Origin of the sequence: Paenibacillus polysaccharolyticus, from assembly GCF_023714295.1 — a bacterium.
Lineage (GTDB): Bacteria > Bacillota > Bacilli > Paenibacillales > Paenibacillaceae > Paenibacillus > Paenibacillus polysaccharolyticus_A.
The window spans coordinates 1,334,406-1,350,242 of sequence record NZ_JAMAUN010000001.1 but is presented as its reverse complement, the minus strand read 5'-3'; the positions used below and the strand labels follow the sequence as shown (position 1 = coordinate 1,350,242).

10 protein-coding genes are annotated in these 15,837 nt (G+C 44.7%); 3 read left to right on the top strand and 7 right to left on the bottom strand.

Annotation, left to right across the window (positions count from 1 at the left end; genetic code table 11):
* Positions 1-32: 32 nt before the first annotated feature.
* The gene (locus tag M3629_RS06365; protein WP_251503347.1) at positions 33-1,013 is read left to right on the top strand and encodes an alpha/beta hydrolase; all 981 of its coding nucleotides are present in this window, start codon (positions 33-35) and stop codon (positions 1,011-1,013) included.
* Positions 1,014-1,127: 114 nt separating this feature from the next.
* On the opposite strand, the gene M3629_RS06360 is transcribed toward M3629_RS06365, so the two are convergent.
* From M3629_RS06360 to M3629_RS06350, 3 genes are all read right to left on the bottom strand, one after another.
* Positions 1,128-2,609 carry a DHA2 family efflux MFS transporter permease subunit gene (locus M3629_RS06360; protein ID WP_251504599.1) on the bottom strand — a complete coding sequence of 494 codons (1,482 nt, stop codon included), beginning with the start codon at positions 2,607-2,609 and terminating at the stop codon, positions 1,128-1,130.
* A gap of 70 nt (positions 2,610-2,679) precedes the next feature.
* A complete protein-coding gene (locus tag M3629_RS06355; protein WP_090924043.1) occupies positions 2,680-3,267 on the bottom strand; it encodes a TetR/AcrR family transcriptional regulator in 588 nt (195 codons plus the stop codon).
* 198 nt (positions 3,268-3,465) lie between these two features.
* A complete protein-coding gene (locus M3629_RS06350) occupies positions 3,466-4,386 on the bottom strand; it encodes an NAD(P)/FAD-dependent oxidoreductase (RefSeq protein ID WP_251503346.1) in 921 nt (306 codons plus the stop codon).
* A gap of 432 nt (positions 4,387-4,818) precedes the next feature.
* On the opposite strand from M3629_RS06350, the gene cyoE reads away from it, so the two are divergent.
* Positions 4,819-5,736: a heme o synthase gene (gene cyoE, locus M3629_RS06345; protein WP_251503345.1), complete on the top strand. Its 918-nt coding sequence runs from the start codon at positions 4,819-4,821 to the stop codon at positions 5,734-5,736.
* Positions 5,737-5,898: 162 nt separating this feature from the next.
* On the opposite strand, the gene M3629_RS06340 is transcribed toward cyoE, so the two are convergent.
* From M3629_RS06340 to M3629_RS06330, 3 genes are all read right to left on the bottom strand, one after another.
* On the bottom strand, positions 5,899-7,668 hold the full coding sequence (locus tag M3629_RS06340) for an ABC transporter ATP-binding protein (protein WP_251503344.1): 1,770 nt from the start codon (positions 7,666-7,668) through the stop codon (positions 5,899-5,901).
* Positions 7,665-9,410, bottom strand: a complete 1,746-nt coding sequence (locus tag M3629_RS06335) for an ABC transporter ATP-binding protein (protein WP_251503343.1) — start codon at positions 9,408-9,410, stop codon at positions 7,665-7,667. Before M3629_RS06335 ends, M3629_RS06340 begins: the two co-directional genes overlap by 4 nt.
* Positions 9,411-10,058: 648 nt before the next feature.
* Complete coding sequence (locus M3629_RS06330; RefSeq protein WP_251503342.1) at positions 10,059-11,297, bottom strand: MDR family MFS transporter; 1,239 nt, start codon at positions 11,295-11,297, stop codon at positions 10,059-10,061.
* Between the two features lie 158 nt (positions 11,298-11,455).
* On the opposite strand from M3629_RS06330, the gene M3629_RS06325 reads away from it, so the two are divergent.
* Complete coding sequence (locus M3629_RS06325; RefSeq protein ID WP_251503341.1) at positions 11,456-13,225, top strand: ABC transporter substrate-binding protein; 1,770 nt, start codon at positions 11,456-11,458, stop codon at positions 13,223-13,225.
* 105 nt (positions 13,226-13,330) lie between these two features.
* Here the strand turns inward: M3629_RS06325 and M3629_RS06320 are convergent, their stop codons facing one another.
* On the bottom strand, positions 13,331-15,727 hold the full coding sequence (locus M3629_RS06320; protein ID WP_435368182.1) for a polyprenyl synthetase family protein: 2,397 nt from the start codon (positions 15,725-15,727) through the stop codon (positions 13,331-13,333).
* Positions 15,728-15,837: the final 110 nt, after the last annotated feature.

Here is a 15,837-nt window from a genome sequence, read left to right as displayed (position 1 = left end):
TATAGAAAAAACAAGAGAGAGTGTGAGCTACCATGAGCAAAAAATGGCGTAAAAGACTTGTTAAATTTCTGATATTCGACCTGTCACTGATTATTATTCTATTAAGTACCGGATTGATCTATCAGCAGGTCAGTTCTTCACAAGATGAAAAAACATTTACACCTCCGGGCAAACTGTATGAAGTACATGGAGATAAAATGCACCTGTATACAGGGGGAGAAGGCGATGTGACCGTCGTTCTTGCCTCAGGTTGGGGAACAGCTGATCCTTATGTAGACTATTATCCTTTATATGAAAAGCTTGCCCCTAATACGAAATTCGCTGTATACGACCGCTTCGGCTATGGATACAGTGACAGAACCGATAAGAAACGGGATGTAGACACGGTAGCGGACGAATTACACGAATTGCTGCAGGTTTCCGGGCAAAAACCGCCTTACGTGCTTGTTGCTCACTCCCTTGGCTCATTAGAGACTCTTCGATTCGCGCAAAAGTATCCTGACTTGGTTAAAGGTATTGTGATGATTGACGGCGGAAGTCCTGAATTCTACGCAACGGGTCAGGATAACCTGGCAGATACGATTGCTGGTTTTGCGAATCAATTCCGTATCAAAACCGGACTTTTCCGGCTCAGTATGCAAGTCCCGGCAGTCGTTGAAGCTTCTAATGCCAACCGCAATGAATTAAAACTGGTACCAGAAGATTTGAGAAAAGTAGATAAAACGGCTCTTTTGCTAAACTACGGGAACGCCAACACGGTAGATGAATTACGTGAAACGCAAGGGAATGCCAGAACAGTGATTGCCAATAAGCATCCTTTCCCATTCCCGCTTACGATTCTGACCGCAGATTACTTTGGTAAACCGGAACCGGATTGGGTGAAAACACAGAGTGAATTCAAATCATGGTCAACGTTATCCAAACAAGTTACTGTTAAAGATACGGAGCATTACATTCATCAATACCATCCGGATATTGTAGCTAATGAAATTCTGGAGGTTGTTAAGAAATAATGAATCCGGTGGAACAACCATATTGATCCGAATACCGTGTTCTGTAAAGTAAACAAAAGAGCGATGTTCCCTTGCATTAGGGAACATCGCTCTTTTCAAATGATTCATTTCGTTTTAATGCATCGGACTCTGTTGTTTGTCAGCCGATCCAACTTTCACTCTTTTTACAAATAAAGCAATAACAAACCCAACGATGGCCAGAACAAGTGCGAAGACAAACGCATTCTGTACACCTGATGTGAATCCTGCAAGGATATTTTCCGGACTTTGCGGATTCTCAACACTGCTCAGGAACCGCGTCTGTCCAGCACTCAAAATACTTACGGCAACAGCCGTGCCGATCGCACCGGATACCTGTTGAAGTGTATTCATAATCGCCGTACCGTGAGGGTAAAACTCACGAGGCAACTGATTCAATCCGTTCGTCTGCGCAGGCATCATCACCATTGAAATACCAATCATCATGAACACATGCAGCATAATAATCTGGATCAGAGGTGTTGTTGCTTCGATACCTGTGTACAGGAACAAAACAACCGCAACGACCGACATCCCGATAATAACGAGCCATCTCGGACCAAACTTATCAAACAATCGTCCCATCACCGGAGACAAAAATCCATTCAGCAAACTACCTGGCAATAAAACGAGTCCGGCAGTAAGTGGTGTAACAGCCATTCCCTGCTGTAAATACATCGGCAAGATCAGCATGGACGACAGAATCATCATCATACAGATGAAGACTAGAAGCAGTCCCGTCGTAAACATCGGATATCTGAACGCTCTTAGATTCATCACTGGCTCTTTCATACTTAATTGACGGATACTGAACAAGAGCAATGCAACGATACCAATGGCCAACGTGGCAATAACAACCGGGCTGGTCCAGCCTCCGCCAGATTCACCATGTCCACCTGCACTACTGAAGCCATAAACGATGCCACCAAAACCAAGTGTGGACAGAACAATCGACAACACATCAATCTTCGGCTTGGTCAACTTGGAAATGTTCGGCAGGAACAACAATCCACATACCAAGGAGATCAGGAAGAACGGCAAGGAAATCCAGAAAATCCAGTGCCAGCTCAAGTTAGCCAGAATCAGTCCTGAAATACTCGGGCCGCTTGCTGGTGCAAACATAATAACGAGACCAATCAAACCCATCGCCGCTCCACGCTTTTCAATAGGGAAGATCACAAGTATCGTATTAAACATTAACGGGAGCAACAGTGCCGTTCCCACCGCTTGTAACACGCGGGCTACGAGCAAAATTTCGAAGCTGGGTGCCAGTGCAGCAACCAATGTTCCTGCAATCGAGAAAATAAGCGACGTTGTGAACAGCTGTCTGGTCGTAAACCATTGCAATAACAATCCTGAAACTGGTACCAGAACACCCAGGACGAGCAGGTATCCTGTAGTTAACCATTGAATCGTAGTTGGTCCAACCTCAAGCAGACCCATTAGTGGTGTCAAAGCGACATTCAAAGCCGTTTCACCAAACAAACCGATAAACCCGCTCAGTAGCATGGCAAACAAAATCGGAAATACCTTATATTGCTGTGTTTCTTGCTGGTCTTTTGCTGTACCAGCCTTCATGGAAGCCTCCACGATCCCATCCTCCTCAAACATATCCTGCGATTTCTATTTTCTCTTTCTCTTGGTACAACTATTGATGCTGCTGGACATTCTTCGCTACAACTGACAAATAATCCGCAGCCGTCAGCATCGGCTGTTTATCCTGATTGGTCAGTGTGATGATCAATGCACCTTCCATTAAAGAAATAACGAGCAGTGCCGTCTCACGAGCCTTCTCTTCACCAATACCGTCCAACATGAGATGCCTTGCAATGATATCCTGCCAACCCGCAAAAACGTTCTGTGAAGCTGTGCGCAACTGTTGACTGATACAGGAAGTCTCTACAGCAGCCCAGAAGCTGAATGGCAGAAACCCCGTATAACCACAGGCCTCGGCTTCATTCGCTGTTTCATAAATGAATTGCCGAATGCCTTCTGCAGTCGTCTCATGGGCTGCAAAAATTTCCTCGAACCTTTGCAAGATATGGGCATTGGCTGATTGAATGCATTCGAGAGCCAGCTCTTCTTTCCCCTTAGGAAAATAATGATATAACGAACCTTTCGGTGTGTTACTCTCCTTAATGATCTGATTCAGACCGGTCGCATGATACCCTTGTGAAAAAAAAAGTCTCGCTGCTGTGCCAACAATAAGATCTCTGGCATTCGACTTTTCACTCAAAGAAAGCCACTTCCTTCAATAAATTATAACAATCGGTCTATATAATTAAAATCACTTTGAGACCATATGTCAATGCTTTTATTTTAAATTTTACAGAAAATAACACTTCCCTACTACATAGAGACATAAGTAAAACCGTCAGCCTTATCGACATGTAATCGAGAATCAGCTGGCGGTTTCACTTCGTGTATTTACGCTTTAGTTAAAATCCCAAGCTTCAACGTTTAACTCATTGTTAATGCTAACAGCCGTTAATGCACCTAACGATGCCGCCGTGATCGCCTGATACAGTTCAGATGCGGCATCTCCAGCACTAAACACACCAGGGACAGATGTTCTTCCTTGAGCATCAACGACGATGGTTCCAGTCTCTGTCAGCTCACAACCTATGATTTTAGGCAAATCAGAGCCCGTCTGAAGCTTGGGCTGGAAGAAGATGCCCGTACAAGGAATCCATGTTCCATCACTCAGTTCAACTGCGCTTACCATTCCTTCCTCCGATCTGATCGATTGAATAGGTGCTTCATAAACCTGCACGCCATGACGTGAAAGTTCTTGCTTCTGTTCTGCTTCTAAAGGATTATCATCTTGGATGCACAGCGTAAACCGACTTGTCCAGCCGGAGATTAATTTAGCCATATGTAATGCATGGTTGGCGCTGGTAATGATGACAAGCTCCCGATTCCTGAGTTCCCATCCATCACAGTACGGGCAGACAAATGCGCTTTTTCCGTAGACTTCGGATAAACCTGTAATCTCCAAAGGTAAATCTCTTTTACCAACAGCAAATAAAACCTTTTTCGCTTCATACTGCTTTCCTTCGACCGTTCTAACAACAAACTCACCATGTTCTCCGGTAATCTCCATCACGGTATCAGATGCAAATTGCACGGAAGGATACGCAGCGATCTCTTCTTTTGCAATTCTACGGAACTCCTGCGGACTTACGCCATCTCTGGTTAAAAAGCCGTGTGTCTCTCGGGTAACCCAATTACGAGGTTTTTGATCATCAATCACAAGTACCTGTTTCCGGGCTCTCCCAAGTACCAGCGAAGCATTAAGTCCAGCAGGCCCTCCTCCCACGATCACGACATCGAATTGGTTACGATCTTTATACATATATAACACCCTTTCCAGACATTTAATGTCTTTAATAGAAACAAAAAAGTTCTATCTCTCCTCTTCACACTTGATACGTAAGGAGCAAAGACATGTGAGATATCTAATAGCGTCTCTTCTAACAGATAGTGGAATCCAGACTTTATGCCTCTTGAAAAAGACCATTAAAGATATCTTATATCTACAATACAGTTATTATTTCATATTTGCAATATCTTTGTTCCATTTCTACAATTGAACCATGACAATCTTTTGAAAATACGCGCGTAGCACAGAACGGTTGTTTTAACAATTAAAAAAGTTCTTGTTTTTAAATTGTTCACAATCAAATGACATTATTATAAATACTAGAATGTAATATAAATCACAACGCGAATTGAATGATATAATGGACACATATTATATTAAGTACAAACAATAGGAAGTGAGTATTTGAAAACATTAAATAATGAATCACAAGCCAATATCAGCCTGGAGTACAGCTCGATTCCAAAAGTATTTTTAGATACGATCAAAATTGGAATCATCAAGTCCAACTTGATCGCCATGTTTGCAGGTTTAAGTTTAGCTTTATATGTATTTGATGCTTCTATCGTTGCTAATATTGTTCCGATTTTACTATCATTTCTCGGTTCTTCATTAATCATCGGAGCAGCTGGGGTGTTCAACAATCTGTATGACCGGGACATTGATGCGATTATGGAGCGTACGAAGAAACGTCCTACCGTTACAGGGCGGGTCGATACCAAGTCTGGTCTGATTCTAGGGTTTTCGATTACGTTGATTGGTGCGATTATGCTGTACATCGCATCTCCATCGGCCGCTGTTTTTGGCCTTCTTGGATTGTTCCTGTATGTTATCCCATACACCATGTGGACCAAACGCACAACAATCTACAACACTGAGGTAGGTAGTCTGTCAGGTGCTGTTCCTCCGCTGATTGGATGGGCAGCCATCTCTCCGGAACTTGGACACTTTGAAATCTGGGCACTGGTCGTAACGATGTTACTATGGCAAATGCCCCATTTCTACGGTATCGCTATTCGTCGCTTCGATGAATACAAGGCTGCAGGCGTTCCGATGTTACCTGTGGTAAAAGGGATTGGACGTACTTATGTACAAACAAACGTTTATCTGGTATTGCTGTTGCTTTCCAGCTTCCTGTTCTGGCCAATGAGCCCGTTTGTTGCCATCGTGGCTTTTCTGGTAAGTCTGGCTTGGCTTATTCTTAGTGTGGCTACGTTTGACAAGAAAGAAACCAAAAAATGGTCACAGCGTATGTTTATTTTTTCCATTAACCATATCACTATCATTTTCTTGGTTATCATTGCGTATTCCTTGATTGCTTAAAGAAAATTAGACAATAGCCATTTCTACCGGGCTTTATTAAAAGTGAAGAAACCGTACAGATCCTACGCCTGCATTCAGGCATGATCTGTACGGTTTTTTGTCATTTTTTTATAACATCTGAATTATCAAATTGCTGCTCTATCCGTTTCGTTAAAACCTATACTATCCTGCCTTCACTGGCACCTGTTCTCCCTGCCATAGCAACTGCATTTCTTCATTGCTTTCAAGTAAATCGGCCAGGTTTCCTTCAGCTTCAATACGACCATCTTTCATAACGATAATGTGATCTGCCTTGGTAAGAGCGGCCTTGCGGTGAGATACGGCAATACATGTGACATCTCTCTCTTTAAAGAGTCCGTCCCATACCAGTTGCTCTGTTTCCACATCAAGCGCACTGGACAGATCATCAAAGATAAACAGATCTGCCTCGGTCATCAGCATTCGCGCTGTTGCTGATCGCTGAATCTGACCTCCGGATAACATGACACCTCTTGGTCCTACAGGTGTTTCCAATCCTTGATCCAATTGTCTGATGTCTTTATCCAAAACAGCCAGTCGAATGGCTTTTTCCAGCGCTTGATCTACATTTCCCTGTTTACCTTGAACGATATTTTCTCTGAGCGTGTCACTGAACAGCCTTGGAACTTGAGGCGTATATGCAGCTCTAGGTGGCATAAGAAATGTTGCCGGATCTACGTGCTCTCCATTCCAGAGAATTTCACCCTGTTGCTTGGGCAGAAGTCCAAGCAGTGTACGAACCAGTGTGGATTTACCAGAACCGATGCGTCCTGTAATGACAAGAAATTGTCCCTGTTTCAGCTTGAAGTTGATGTCTTGTATACCGTTTGAGGATTGCTCATAGCGATAGCTAAGACCATTCACTTCAAGTTCACGCAATTTCTCCTTCGGATTTCTTGCTTCGTTTACTGGCTCTGGCGGCTCTTCATTAAGATAGATTTCCCGTTTCTCCATAATCCGATCCTCTTCACCTGGACGAAAAAGTGTTCGCATCCGATCATAAGACACTTTGAGTCTTTTATGCTGGAATACCATGTATCCGAAAAGTGAAATGCTGAACCCGATATTAACGAGATAACTCGTAAATAAGGCAAAATCACCCACCGTAAAGTTACCTGCCTTCATTTCCGCAGCACACATCAACAAAATAAGCCCGGTACATATACTTAGTACATGCTGATTAAGTGACTTCATCCATTGCTTGAACAGATTGTCTCTTAAGGCAGCCTGACGTCGTTCTTCATTCAGCCGGTTGAACCGTGTGGAGACATGCTCTTCTGCCTGACCCAGCTTCAGTGCCTGCACAGCCCCAAACGTCTCGGCAATAAAACTGGTAATACGACCTGTCGCTTCACGATTAACCTGTGCATACTTTCTTGCACGATTACCTGAGAGGTTATTCAGAAGCGTTACCACCAAAAGCGGTAAAACAGCAACAAGTGTAATCTTCCAGTTAATGTTGGTCATGATCGCAATGGATACCACTGCAAAAACCAATCGACCCCAAAAATCCACCCAGGATTCGATATATTCAACCACTTCATCGACATCATCCCGGAAACGACTCATCGCTTCACCCGGAGATGCAGGAAGATTCCGTCCCGGCCAGCGCATAATGCCAGCCAGCATATTCGTCCGCAAAATGGCCTGAATATGATACATATAGGTCACCCAAGCATGGAAAGCGACAAAGAACGTGCCTACACGGGTCAAGCGGAACAACGCGATAACAATGAGCGGTACAGCAAGCCACATATAGTCAGCCCTTCCTGTTGATGTCCGGTCAAAGAACCACTGCATCCCAAGCCCCATTGCTAGGGGAAGCGAATGAAAGATACACCATAACAAACCGTTAATAAGAAACAAATAAGGCTTAAAGCGAAACAAGCGCCCTATAAATCCTGTTACATTCATGCCAGTTCCTCCTCTTGGCCCGTGACCAGAAGTCGTGCATAATGGGAGGACGGATTATTCGCAAGCTCCACTCTTGATCCGAATTCCAGCAGCTTGCCTCCACCAAGAACCATAATCTTATCCACCTTCTCCAGCGTGGCTAATCTATGCGCAATAATGATACCTGTTGATCGTTTCATTAATTCATCAATAGCAGATTGAAGTAAATTCTCGGTCGCTGCATCAAGCCGTGAAGAAGGCTCATCCAGTATGACCAGACTCGGCTCCGTTAGAAATACACGGGTCAAAGCGAAGAGCTGCGCTTCCCCTGCGGATAATGAAGCACCTCCTGCAGTTAGATGTGTATCGAAGCCTTCCGGCTGTGTATCAATCCAGTGATGTAACCCCAGTCGCTCTGTTGTTTGCTTAATCATGGCATCCGATACTTCTGAATTAAACAAAGTCAGATTGTCACGTAGCGTACCATCAAACAACTGCACATCCTGTGTCACCATCCCCACTCTGCGATACAGAGCCTGCATGGATAACTTCGTAATATCCGTTCCACCGATACGAATCGTGCCCTGATCCAGATTGTACAGACGTAGAAGAACACGGCTCAGACTTGATTTTCCACTTCCCGTTCGACCGATGATGCCTAGCCGTTCTCCCGGTTTCACCGCAAAGGTGATATCCTGAAGCACAGGTTTATCCTCATTGTAACTGAAATACACCTGATTAAACTCCAGTCCAAGCGGGCCATCAGGTAACCTCTCTTCGCTTCCGTCCTCAATCTCGCTTCGTAAAGACAACAATTCGCGTGAACGAAGCATGCCTGATTTTGCCTTTTGAAACTCCTGTACCTGATCGCCAAGCAACTCGATAGGTTCATTCAACATCTGGCTGTATTGATAGATCAAAAACAAGGTTCCAATGCTGATTGCACCTTCGATATAGTAGTGCACACCCAGAAGCAAAACGACCGTAACGGATACAATAAACATGACCACCGTGGTGTTCCAAGGGATAACCCTGAGCATCCATGCCTTCCGGCCTTTGAGGAAAACGGTGCGCATCGTACGAAAGAATCGGTTCATCACATATGGTACGTGTCCATTCGCCTGCACGTCCTCAATACCGGCAATTCGTTCCTCAATCAAGCTGAATAAGGAAGCACTGGCGGCGCGCTCATTTTTGGAAGACTCCACTCCAAGATTGCGAATAATGACCATGAACAGAATAGATAATAACGTAAATACGGTCATAACCAGTGCGATTGGCACATTAATCGTAAACATGAATCCCAGAATACCTGCGAGCAGAACAAAACTGCCGATGACCTGTACGATAAACATGGCGAAGAAGTTCGAAATGCTCGTTACATCGCCATCCACGCGTTCAATCATCTCTCCAGGTGTTTTGACGTTATGAAAACGCATATCCAGCCTCAGGCAATGTTTCAGTAAATCTCCACGCATTCGGTTGGTTGCCCGCCAGGCTACATCGTTTCCTAAATAACTGACCGCGATCGTGATCAATTGATTGCTTACGGCAATGAGCAGGAAAAGCCCGGCAAGCTGTACCAGATCACCCAGAATCCCGCCGCTTGCAGCCGTATCAATGAAACGTTGAATAATCTGTGGATTGAGAAGCTGCAGCCCTGTTGACGTTAACAACATGATCAGCAACACGGCCAGCTTGCCTTTCACCGGCTTTAAATATCGTAGCAGCCATGACATGGAGCGTTTTTCTGTTTTGGGCACCAGCCCCACCCCTTTAATTAAAAATTTCACTCGGATTTATACTTTGTCGCGCGCATAATTATCATTTGAATGTTGAATCTTCCAACTACACTTTTGATTACCTTCGCTATGACGAATCATGTATGAGCGTATTGTAATCAGCGAGGCCTCCCGAAGAAACACATTGTTTGCATGCATTAACCATAGTTTATTCTTCCTTTCTTATGGATATAGATCGAACATAAGTAACAACTTGGAATCGATTTCAGTTCTTGCTTTTTTCCTTTCACTTTTACTCTTACTCATGCTCCTTTCCATGTGAACCGTCTGGTGGAATGAAAAAAAGCCATAGATGAACGAAGTTCATCTATAGCTTGATTGGATCGAAAAGCCAGCCAGAAAATGTGACATTTCAGCTTCTTCTCTAACATCGCAGTATGAATGAGCGTCCAGACAGGATTGCAGTAAGCTGGACTGTCCAAACATGGTCAATACTCTACCTGGATAATGTCACTATGCTCATGCATATTCAATTATTGGTTGAAGCACCTGCGCTGGCTGATCCATCATGGTTTATCCCACCCGTTCCACATATTTGTTGTTTATTGTATTCGCTCATTCTTTATACGTCAACATAATTATTAACTTAATTGTTATTTACTTCATCTGTTAGAGTCCAATTTGTACAGATTCAGGTGTTTGCTTTTCTCTGCTGACAAGTCGTTTATGTGCTACTAGTAGAAAAGGAACACCGAGTGCAGTCGTTATAGCAATGGGAATAAAGACGGCTAGTCCATTTCCCGCACCAAACTGGCTTAACAGCAACCCACCAATGACCGGAGCCGCAACATTTCCAATATTGTTGAAACCGATTGTACCAAAATACGTTCCTTTCCATTCAGGCTTTGCAATTCGGTCGATAAGCATATCCATCATGGTAAAGAGTAGTACTTCCCCTACTGTAAACAAGATGACACTGATCATCATCAGTACAATCCCTTCGGCTAGACCAAATAACAACAGACTTGCGGCAACGAGCAGATTCCCCAAAATAAGCGGTACAAGCGGCGGTGCATTCCGGAAAGTACGAACGAGTGGATACTGAATGATGAGCACGGTGATCGCGTTGAGTGAAAGCATATACGAGAACATCTGACTTCCATTTTCAAAGATTGGACTTCTCGCCAGATACTGAGCTAACGTAGAGCTGAAGTGGCCATAACCTAACACACAAAACGTCGTCCCAATTAGCACAGGCAAGAATACCCGATCCCGTCCGGTGGTCATGAGGGCTTCGCGCAGACGAGGTGCAATAACCTCTAGACGTCCGGGCAAATTGGCGTGATGCAGTTTAAATTGAAGGCCCAGAATCAGACCATACGCAATATAAACGAGCCCCGAGATCACAAAAGGAAACGTCGATTCCGATGATCCCAGCTGAAATCCGATAATTGGCCCGAACACAACCCCCAAGTTAATCGCTGCATATCTCAGATTAAACACTAGCAGTTTGTTCTGCGGTGAAGTTATATCGGATAACAACGCTCTTGAGGTTGGCTCAAACACAGCCCGGCACAAACCGTTTAACGTGTTTGCAACAAAGAACACCCATAGATGTTCAGCTGCCGCAAAAATGAAAAATACAGCGGCCCAACTAAATACCGAGACGAGCATAACGATTTTGCGACCGATTCGATCAGAGATATATCCCCCGTAAAAGCTGACGAGCACTCCCGCCAGCGAGCTTACCGCAACCGTGATTCCCGTCTGGGTCGGCGTGGCTTCAAGCACACGTGTCAGATAGATGGACAGAAACGGAATACTCATCGACGTTACGAGGCGCCCGAACATCGTTCCAATAATAATGGTCCAGGCCAGCGGGTGAATTTGCTTCAAAATATGCTTCATCTTTCATTCTCCTATCTTGCTGCGTTCTCTATCTATCCTGTTGCTACGAAAATGGATGAATTCTGTCATCCTCATAGGTATAATTGTAAAGATAAAAGGGGGAAGTAAAAGTGTAATGTTTCATTCTCACTTTTCACCTTTATGGAGGATCTATACACATGGATACGATATACACTCACTTTTTAAGACTTGCTGGCTCTGATATGCTCTCGATTAAGATCCATGAACCTGTACCCGTAACGATTGAGAATCTGTCCTCCATCCTCTGTTGCACTCCACGCAATGTAAAATTCATTCTACGAAAGCTGGAAGATCAGCATTTTATCCATTGGAAACCTGGACGTGGACGAGGCCATCATTCGGAGCTTACACTACTGCGAAGTCTGAATGATGCTTTAGAATCCAACTTTACTGAACTGTTATTCAAAGGCAAACTGAAAGAAGCCATCGAGTTGATTGGAAGTGTGCAAATCGATGACTTGATGCGGGAAAAACTGATGCTTACTCTTCATGACCAGATGGGATTTCGCAGTTACACCGAAACCGCCTCTGGCCAGGATACACTTCGCATGTTGAGATCACGTCAACTGGGTGATCTGGACCCGGCTTCGGTTTATACGGCTTTTGAAACCTATCTTCTTGGCCAAATATGCAACACACTGATTACTTATAACGCCCACACCGATACCTTCTTACCCGCACTTGCACATACATGGGAATCTAACAAAGACCATAAAGAATGGGTATTCTATTTGCGAAAAGGGGTTCGTTTCCATGACGGACGTGTGATGACATCTCATGATGTTCAGGCTTCATTGATGCGTTTGTTTGATACAAATTGTTCGTCTTTGTGGCTGTACCGCGATATTAAGCGAACAGAAGTGAACGGCGATTATTGCATCAGGTTTATATTGCATCGGGCGAACCGTTTTTTTCTGCATCTGTTCAGTTGTATTCGGATGACGGTACTGCCCGCGGATTATGACTCGAACCAGACTTTGGTCGGTACAGGCCCGTTTCAGATCACCGAGATGACCGAAGATGTGATCAAACTGAAGGCATTTGATGCTTATTTTGGTTTCCGTCCTCATCTCGATCAGATCCACATCTGGTTTCTCCCTGAGCCGGCTTCAAGCGACGGTTATTATGATATGTCTGGTACTGACCGGCTTAGTCTGCCTGGAAGCAGTCATGAGCGACCTCATTATATTGACTATCCTGCACTGGGATGTCAGTATATGCTTTTCAACTTCAATGTCCCGGGTTGCCATCATACACTGCCTTTCCGTCAGGCCATGCGCATCGTCTATGATCCGGTCAACCTGGTGAACGATTTGGGTGAAAATCGAATTACACCCGCCAGCAGTTTCCTCCCTTGGAAAAGCGCTGCACAGAGCTGGGAAGCCACATCACTCGTCGATGCTAAAGCATTGCTTGAACAATCGGGTTATCAAGGGGAATCCTTCTTGTTATCTTATAAGAAGAACAAAGATTCCGATGTGGCGGAGTGGATACAACAACGCGCACGCCAAATTGGATTACGGATTGACCTGAAGCCTTTTGACGATTATCTGGATGTCGTGAAGACCTCAGATGCACCTTTGATTCTCAGAGAAGAAATACTGGAGGACGACTGGCAGTATGGCATGATTCACTTTTTCAAAAACCAAAGCAATACGCTCCATGAGTACATGACTCCCGAGCTTCAATCCATATTGGATTCCCTGCTGGATCCCTTTCCACAGCTTCCTCACTCCGAGCGTAGCGATCTTCTGGAGCAGGCTGAAGAATTACTGCGGGAAAATGGCTGGATGTTGTACGGATGTCATATGAACAAAAAAGCGGAATTGCACCAGAGTTTCTACGGCATGCAAACTTCAGAGTTTGGATTCCTGGATATCTCGAAGCTATGGATCAAAAATGCGTAATAAAATAACCCTCAGCCCCGTTAAAATACGGGTGAGGGTTTTATTGAGTATACATCGAATAACAGTTATAAGTTCGGTAAATCCGTTAAAGCCTCAATATTAGACTTACCGTTCACGGCCGACGAGATAATCCAGCAGATGTTTTAAAAATGGAATCGGTTTAGGCATCTGACGTAATGCATCCGTAGCAAGACAGTAATGCTCCCACATCGCTTTTTGAGCACCTGTCTCTCCCAGAATGGATACAAAGGTTGAATTGTTATTTCGCTCATCCTGACCAGCAGGTTTGCCAAGGGTTTGTTGATCTCCTCCATAGTCCAGCAAGTCGTCCCTGATCTGAAAAGCAATGCCTGCATGATACGCAAACGCTTTTAGCGCGTCAATTTCTTCTTCCTTTACTTCTGCCAAAATCGCTGGCATAACCAGCGCCGCCTCAAAGGCAATGCCTGTTTTGTAAAAACAAATCGTGTTTAGCTCCTCCAGCGAGAGCAGCTTCCCTTTCGAATCAAGATCCATCGCCTGACCCATACACATATCTTCTGCTTTTATAGCCGAATATTGAATCAGCTTCAGCACCGTTTGCGCATCAAATCGGTTCAAAGAAGACTGCTCACGAATCGCTCGCTGAATCAGGAATAGACCTGTGAGTTCTGCCGTCGCGCTATTATGCAACTGATGAAGCGTCGAACGTCCACGCCTTACCTCGGCATTATCCTGTGTGGGCAGATCATCAAAGATGAGTGAAGCGGTATGCATATATTCCATGGAGCGTAACAACGGCATGATTGCCGACTCGCTAAGCCCGTACTCCTGAACACCCATGACCCAAGTCAGGATCGGACGCAGACGTTTGCCATCCCCTTGCAGACTGTAGTTAGCCGCGTCCATCAGCTTCCCCTTCATTTCGAGCTCTTCAGCAGCTTTGTTGATCTGCAGTTCTACATTGATCTGCTCACGTACTTTTCGAATCGTCTGCTGGAACGACTCTTTCTCTTGTTTATCATTACTCAGCTGCGAAACAACCTGATCCCGTAACAATTTATCCAGAAAGTCCACGTCATCTGCTTTTCGCACCATTTGTTGTACTACTTGATTAAGTCCAGGTTGGCCTGAAGCAAAGATCGTCATGACCTCGTCATACTTCGCCTGACCGAGCCGCTCTCTGCAACGCTTCAGCCCGTTAATCGCACGATCCAGGATAACTTCCCTCGCCTTGTCAATGGAATGGTAGACATCATGAATTAGAAACGAGATGACTGCCCAGTACAGCTCATACGGGTTAATCAAATCCGGACGCAGGTCACGATATTTCAAATAATACGTGTAAGGTGTCACTGCCTCGTCCTGCATATCATCGAACATATCCGCAAAATCATCCGCTAGCTGATTATAAATCCCGTAATGGAAGGTGCGCAGATCAAACCCTTCATCTTCCGGTGCGCTCAGAACAGAACGAACAATCAATCGCGACGACGCCGACTTGATAATGATCGGAATGTACAGCTCTTCATTCGTATAATGCGCATTCGATAATTTCTTGCCACGATCGATCTCCTGAGATTGAAAGAACACATAAGACTGTTCAAAAAAAGTGTGCCGCATCTCCTCATGCTGATAGTTCCGAATATATTCAAAGGCCTCTCGAAGCTCGGAGTGTACATACCGAATCACTTCAAGCTGAGGTCCCTTCCATTCTCCAAGATCAGGCACAATGCCGGTAAGCAGAGCTTGTTGTATCATCGCCGAATACTGTTCCTTTTCCTGTGTAGTCAGCGCCTGAGAATCGAGAAGATCATCCACAAAAGGGTATGTTAAACCGTAGGAATAACCCAGCCTGATGGCTGCATCAAGCTTTGCGATCCGTTCCTCCCGCGGCGTGTCCCCTGTAAGCTCATCATCGACGTGAAGCACGACACCCAGAATAATCTTGATCAGTTTACGTTGAGCCTGTGCCGCATCGAGTTCTGGTGGGATGTTTGCTGCAACATGTTTTAATTTGTCCATCACCCAGATGACTGCCTCTTCAATCTGTTCTCGCTGTCCCCACCGATATAATGCTGCCGGGCTTATGTAGTCAGCCTGACGTTGTTGTTCACTTGCGACACGCATAAAATATGCTTGGGTATCCTTAGCGATACGCTGAATCTTGTCTTTTGTTTTCGGGTTATCCAGCGCCTGCCCCAGATCGCGCATGTAGATATATGAGATGCTGCGATCCAGATAATCATCGATCTTGCCTGTCGCATTGAGCCAATGCATATATTTCTGAATATCAGCGGCATCCGGTTTTCTTTTGCCAGCGAACCAGGATAACCAGCTCCAACGATGGATATGTTTTTTTTGCCAAATTCTAAAATCTTTCGTAAGTGTATCTATATGAGTATTATTCAGCAGTTGCTGAGAGAGTGTCACAAAATACTGAGATGCTTTCTGCTCTGCGTGACGATAAGCTTCATCCGCATTAGCCTCGGCTTTCGTCTGATTCATAAGTACGTTGTTCATCGGTCGATCCCTCAACTTCAGTTAAAGTTAAACATGGTCCGCTCATGTTCATATCCTATATACGGCACTTCGGCCGTTTGGTTACGAAATCGCTAATGTCTGAGAGATAA

Bases quoted from the DNA above. Each gene is read 5' to 3' on its own strand.
- M3629_RS06365 (WP_251503347.1), top strand. From the start codon at position 33: ATGAGCAAAAAATGGCGTAAAAGACTTGTTAAATTTCTGATATTCGAC.
- M3629_RS06360 (WP_251504599.1), bottom strand. From the start codon at position 2,609: ATGAAGGCTGGTACAGCAAAAGACCAGCAAGAAACACAGCAATATAAG.
- M3629_RS06350 (WP_251503346.1), bottom strand. From the start codon at position 4,386: ATGTATAAAGATCGTAACCAATTCGATGTCGTGATCGTGGGAGGAGGG.
- M3629_RS06340 (WP_251503344.1), bottom strand. From the start codon at position 7,668: ATGAATGTAACAGGATTTATAGGGCGCTTGTTTCGCTTTAAGCCTTAT.
- M3629_RS06330 (WP_251503342.1), bottom strand. From the start codon at position 11,297: ATGAAGCATATTTTGAAGCAAATTCACCCGCTGGCCTGGACCATTATT.
- M3629_RS06325 (WP_251503341.1), top strand. From the start codon at position 11,456: ATGGATACGATATACACTCACTTTTTAAGACTTGCTGGCTCTGATATG.
- M3629_RS06320 (WP_435368182.1), bottom strand. From the start codon at position 15,727: ATGAACAACGTACTTATGAATCAGACGAAAGCCGAGGCTAATGCGGAT.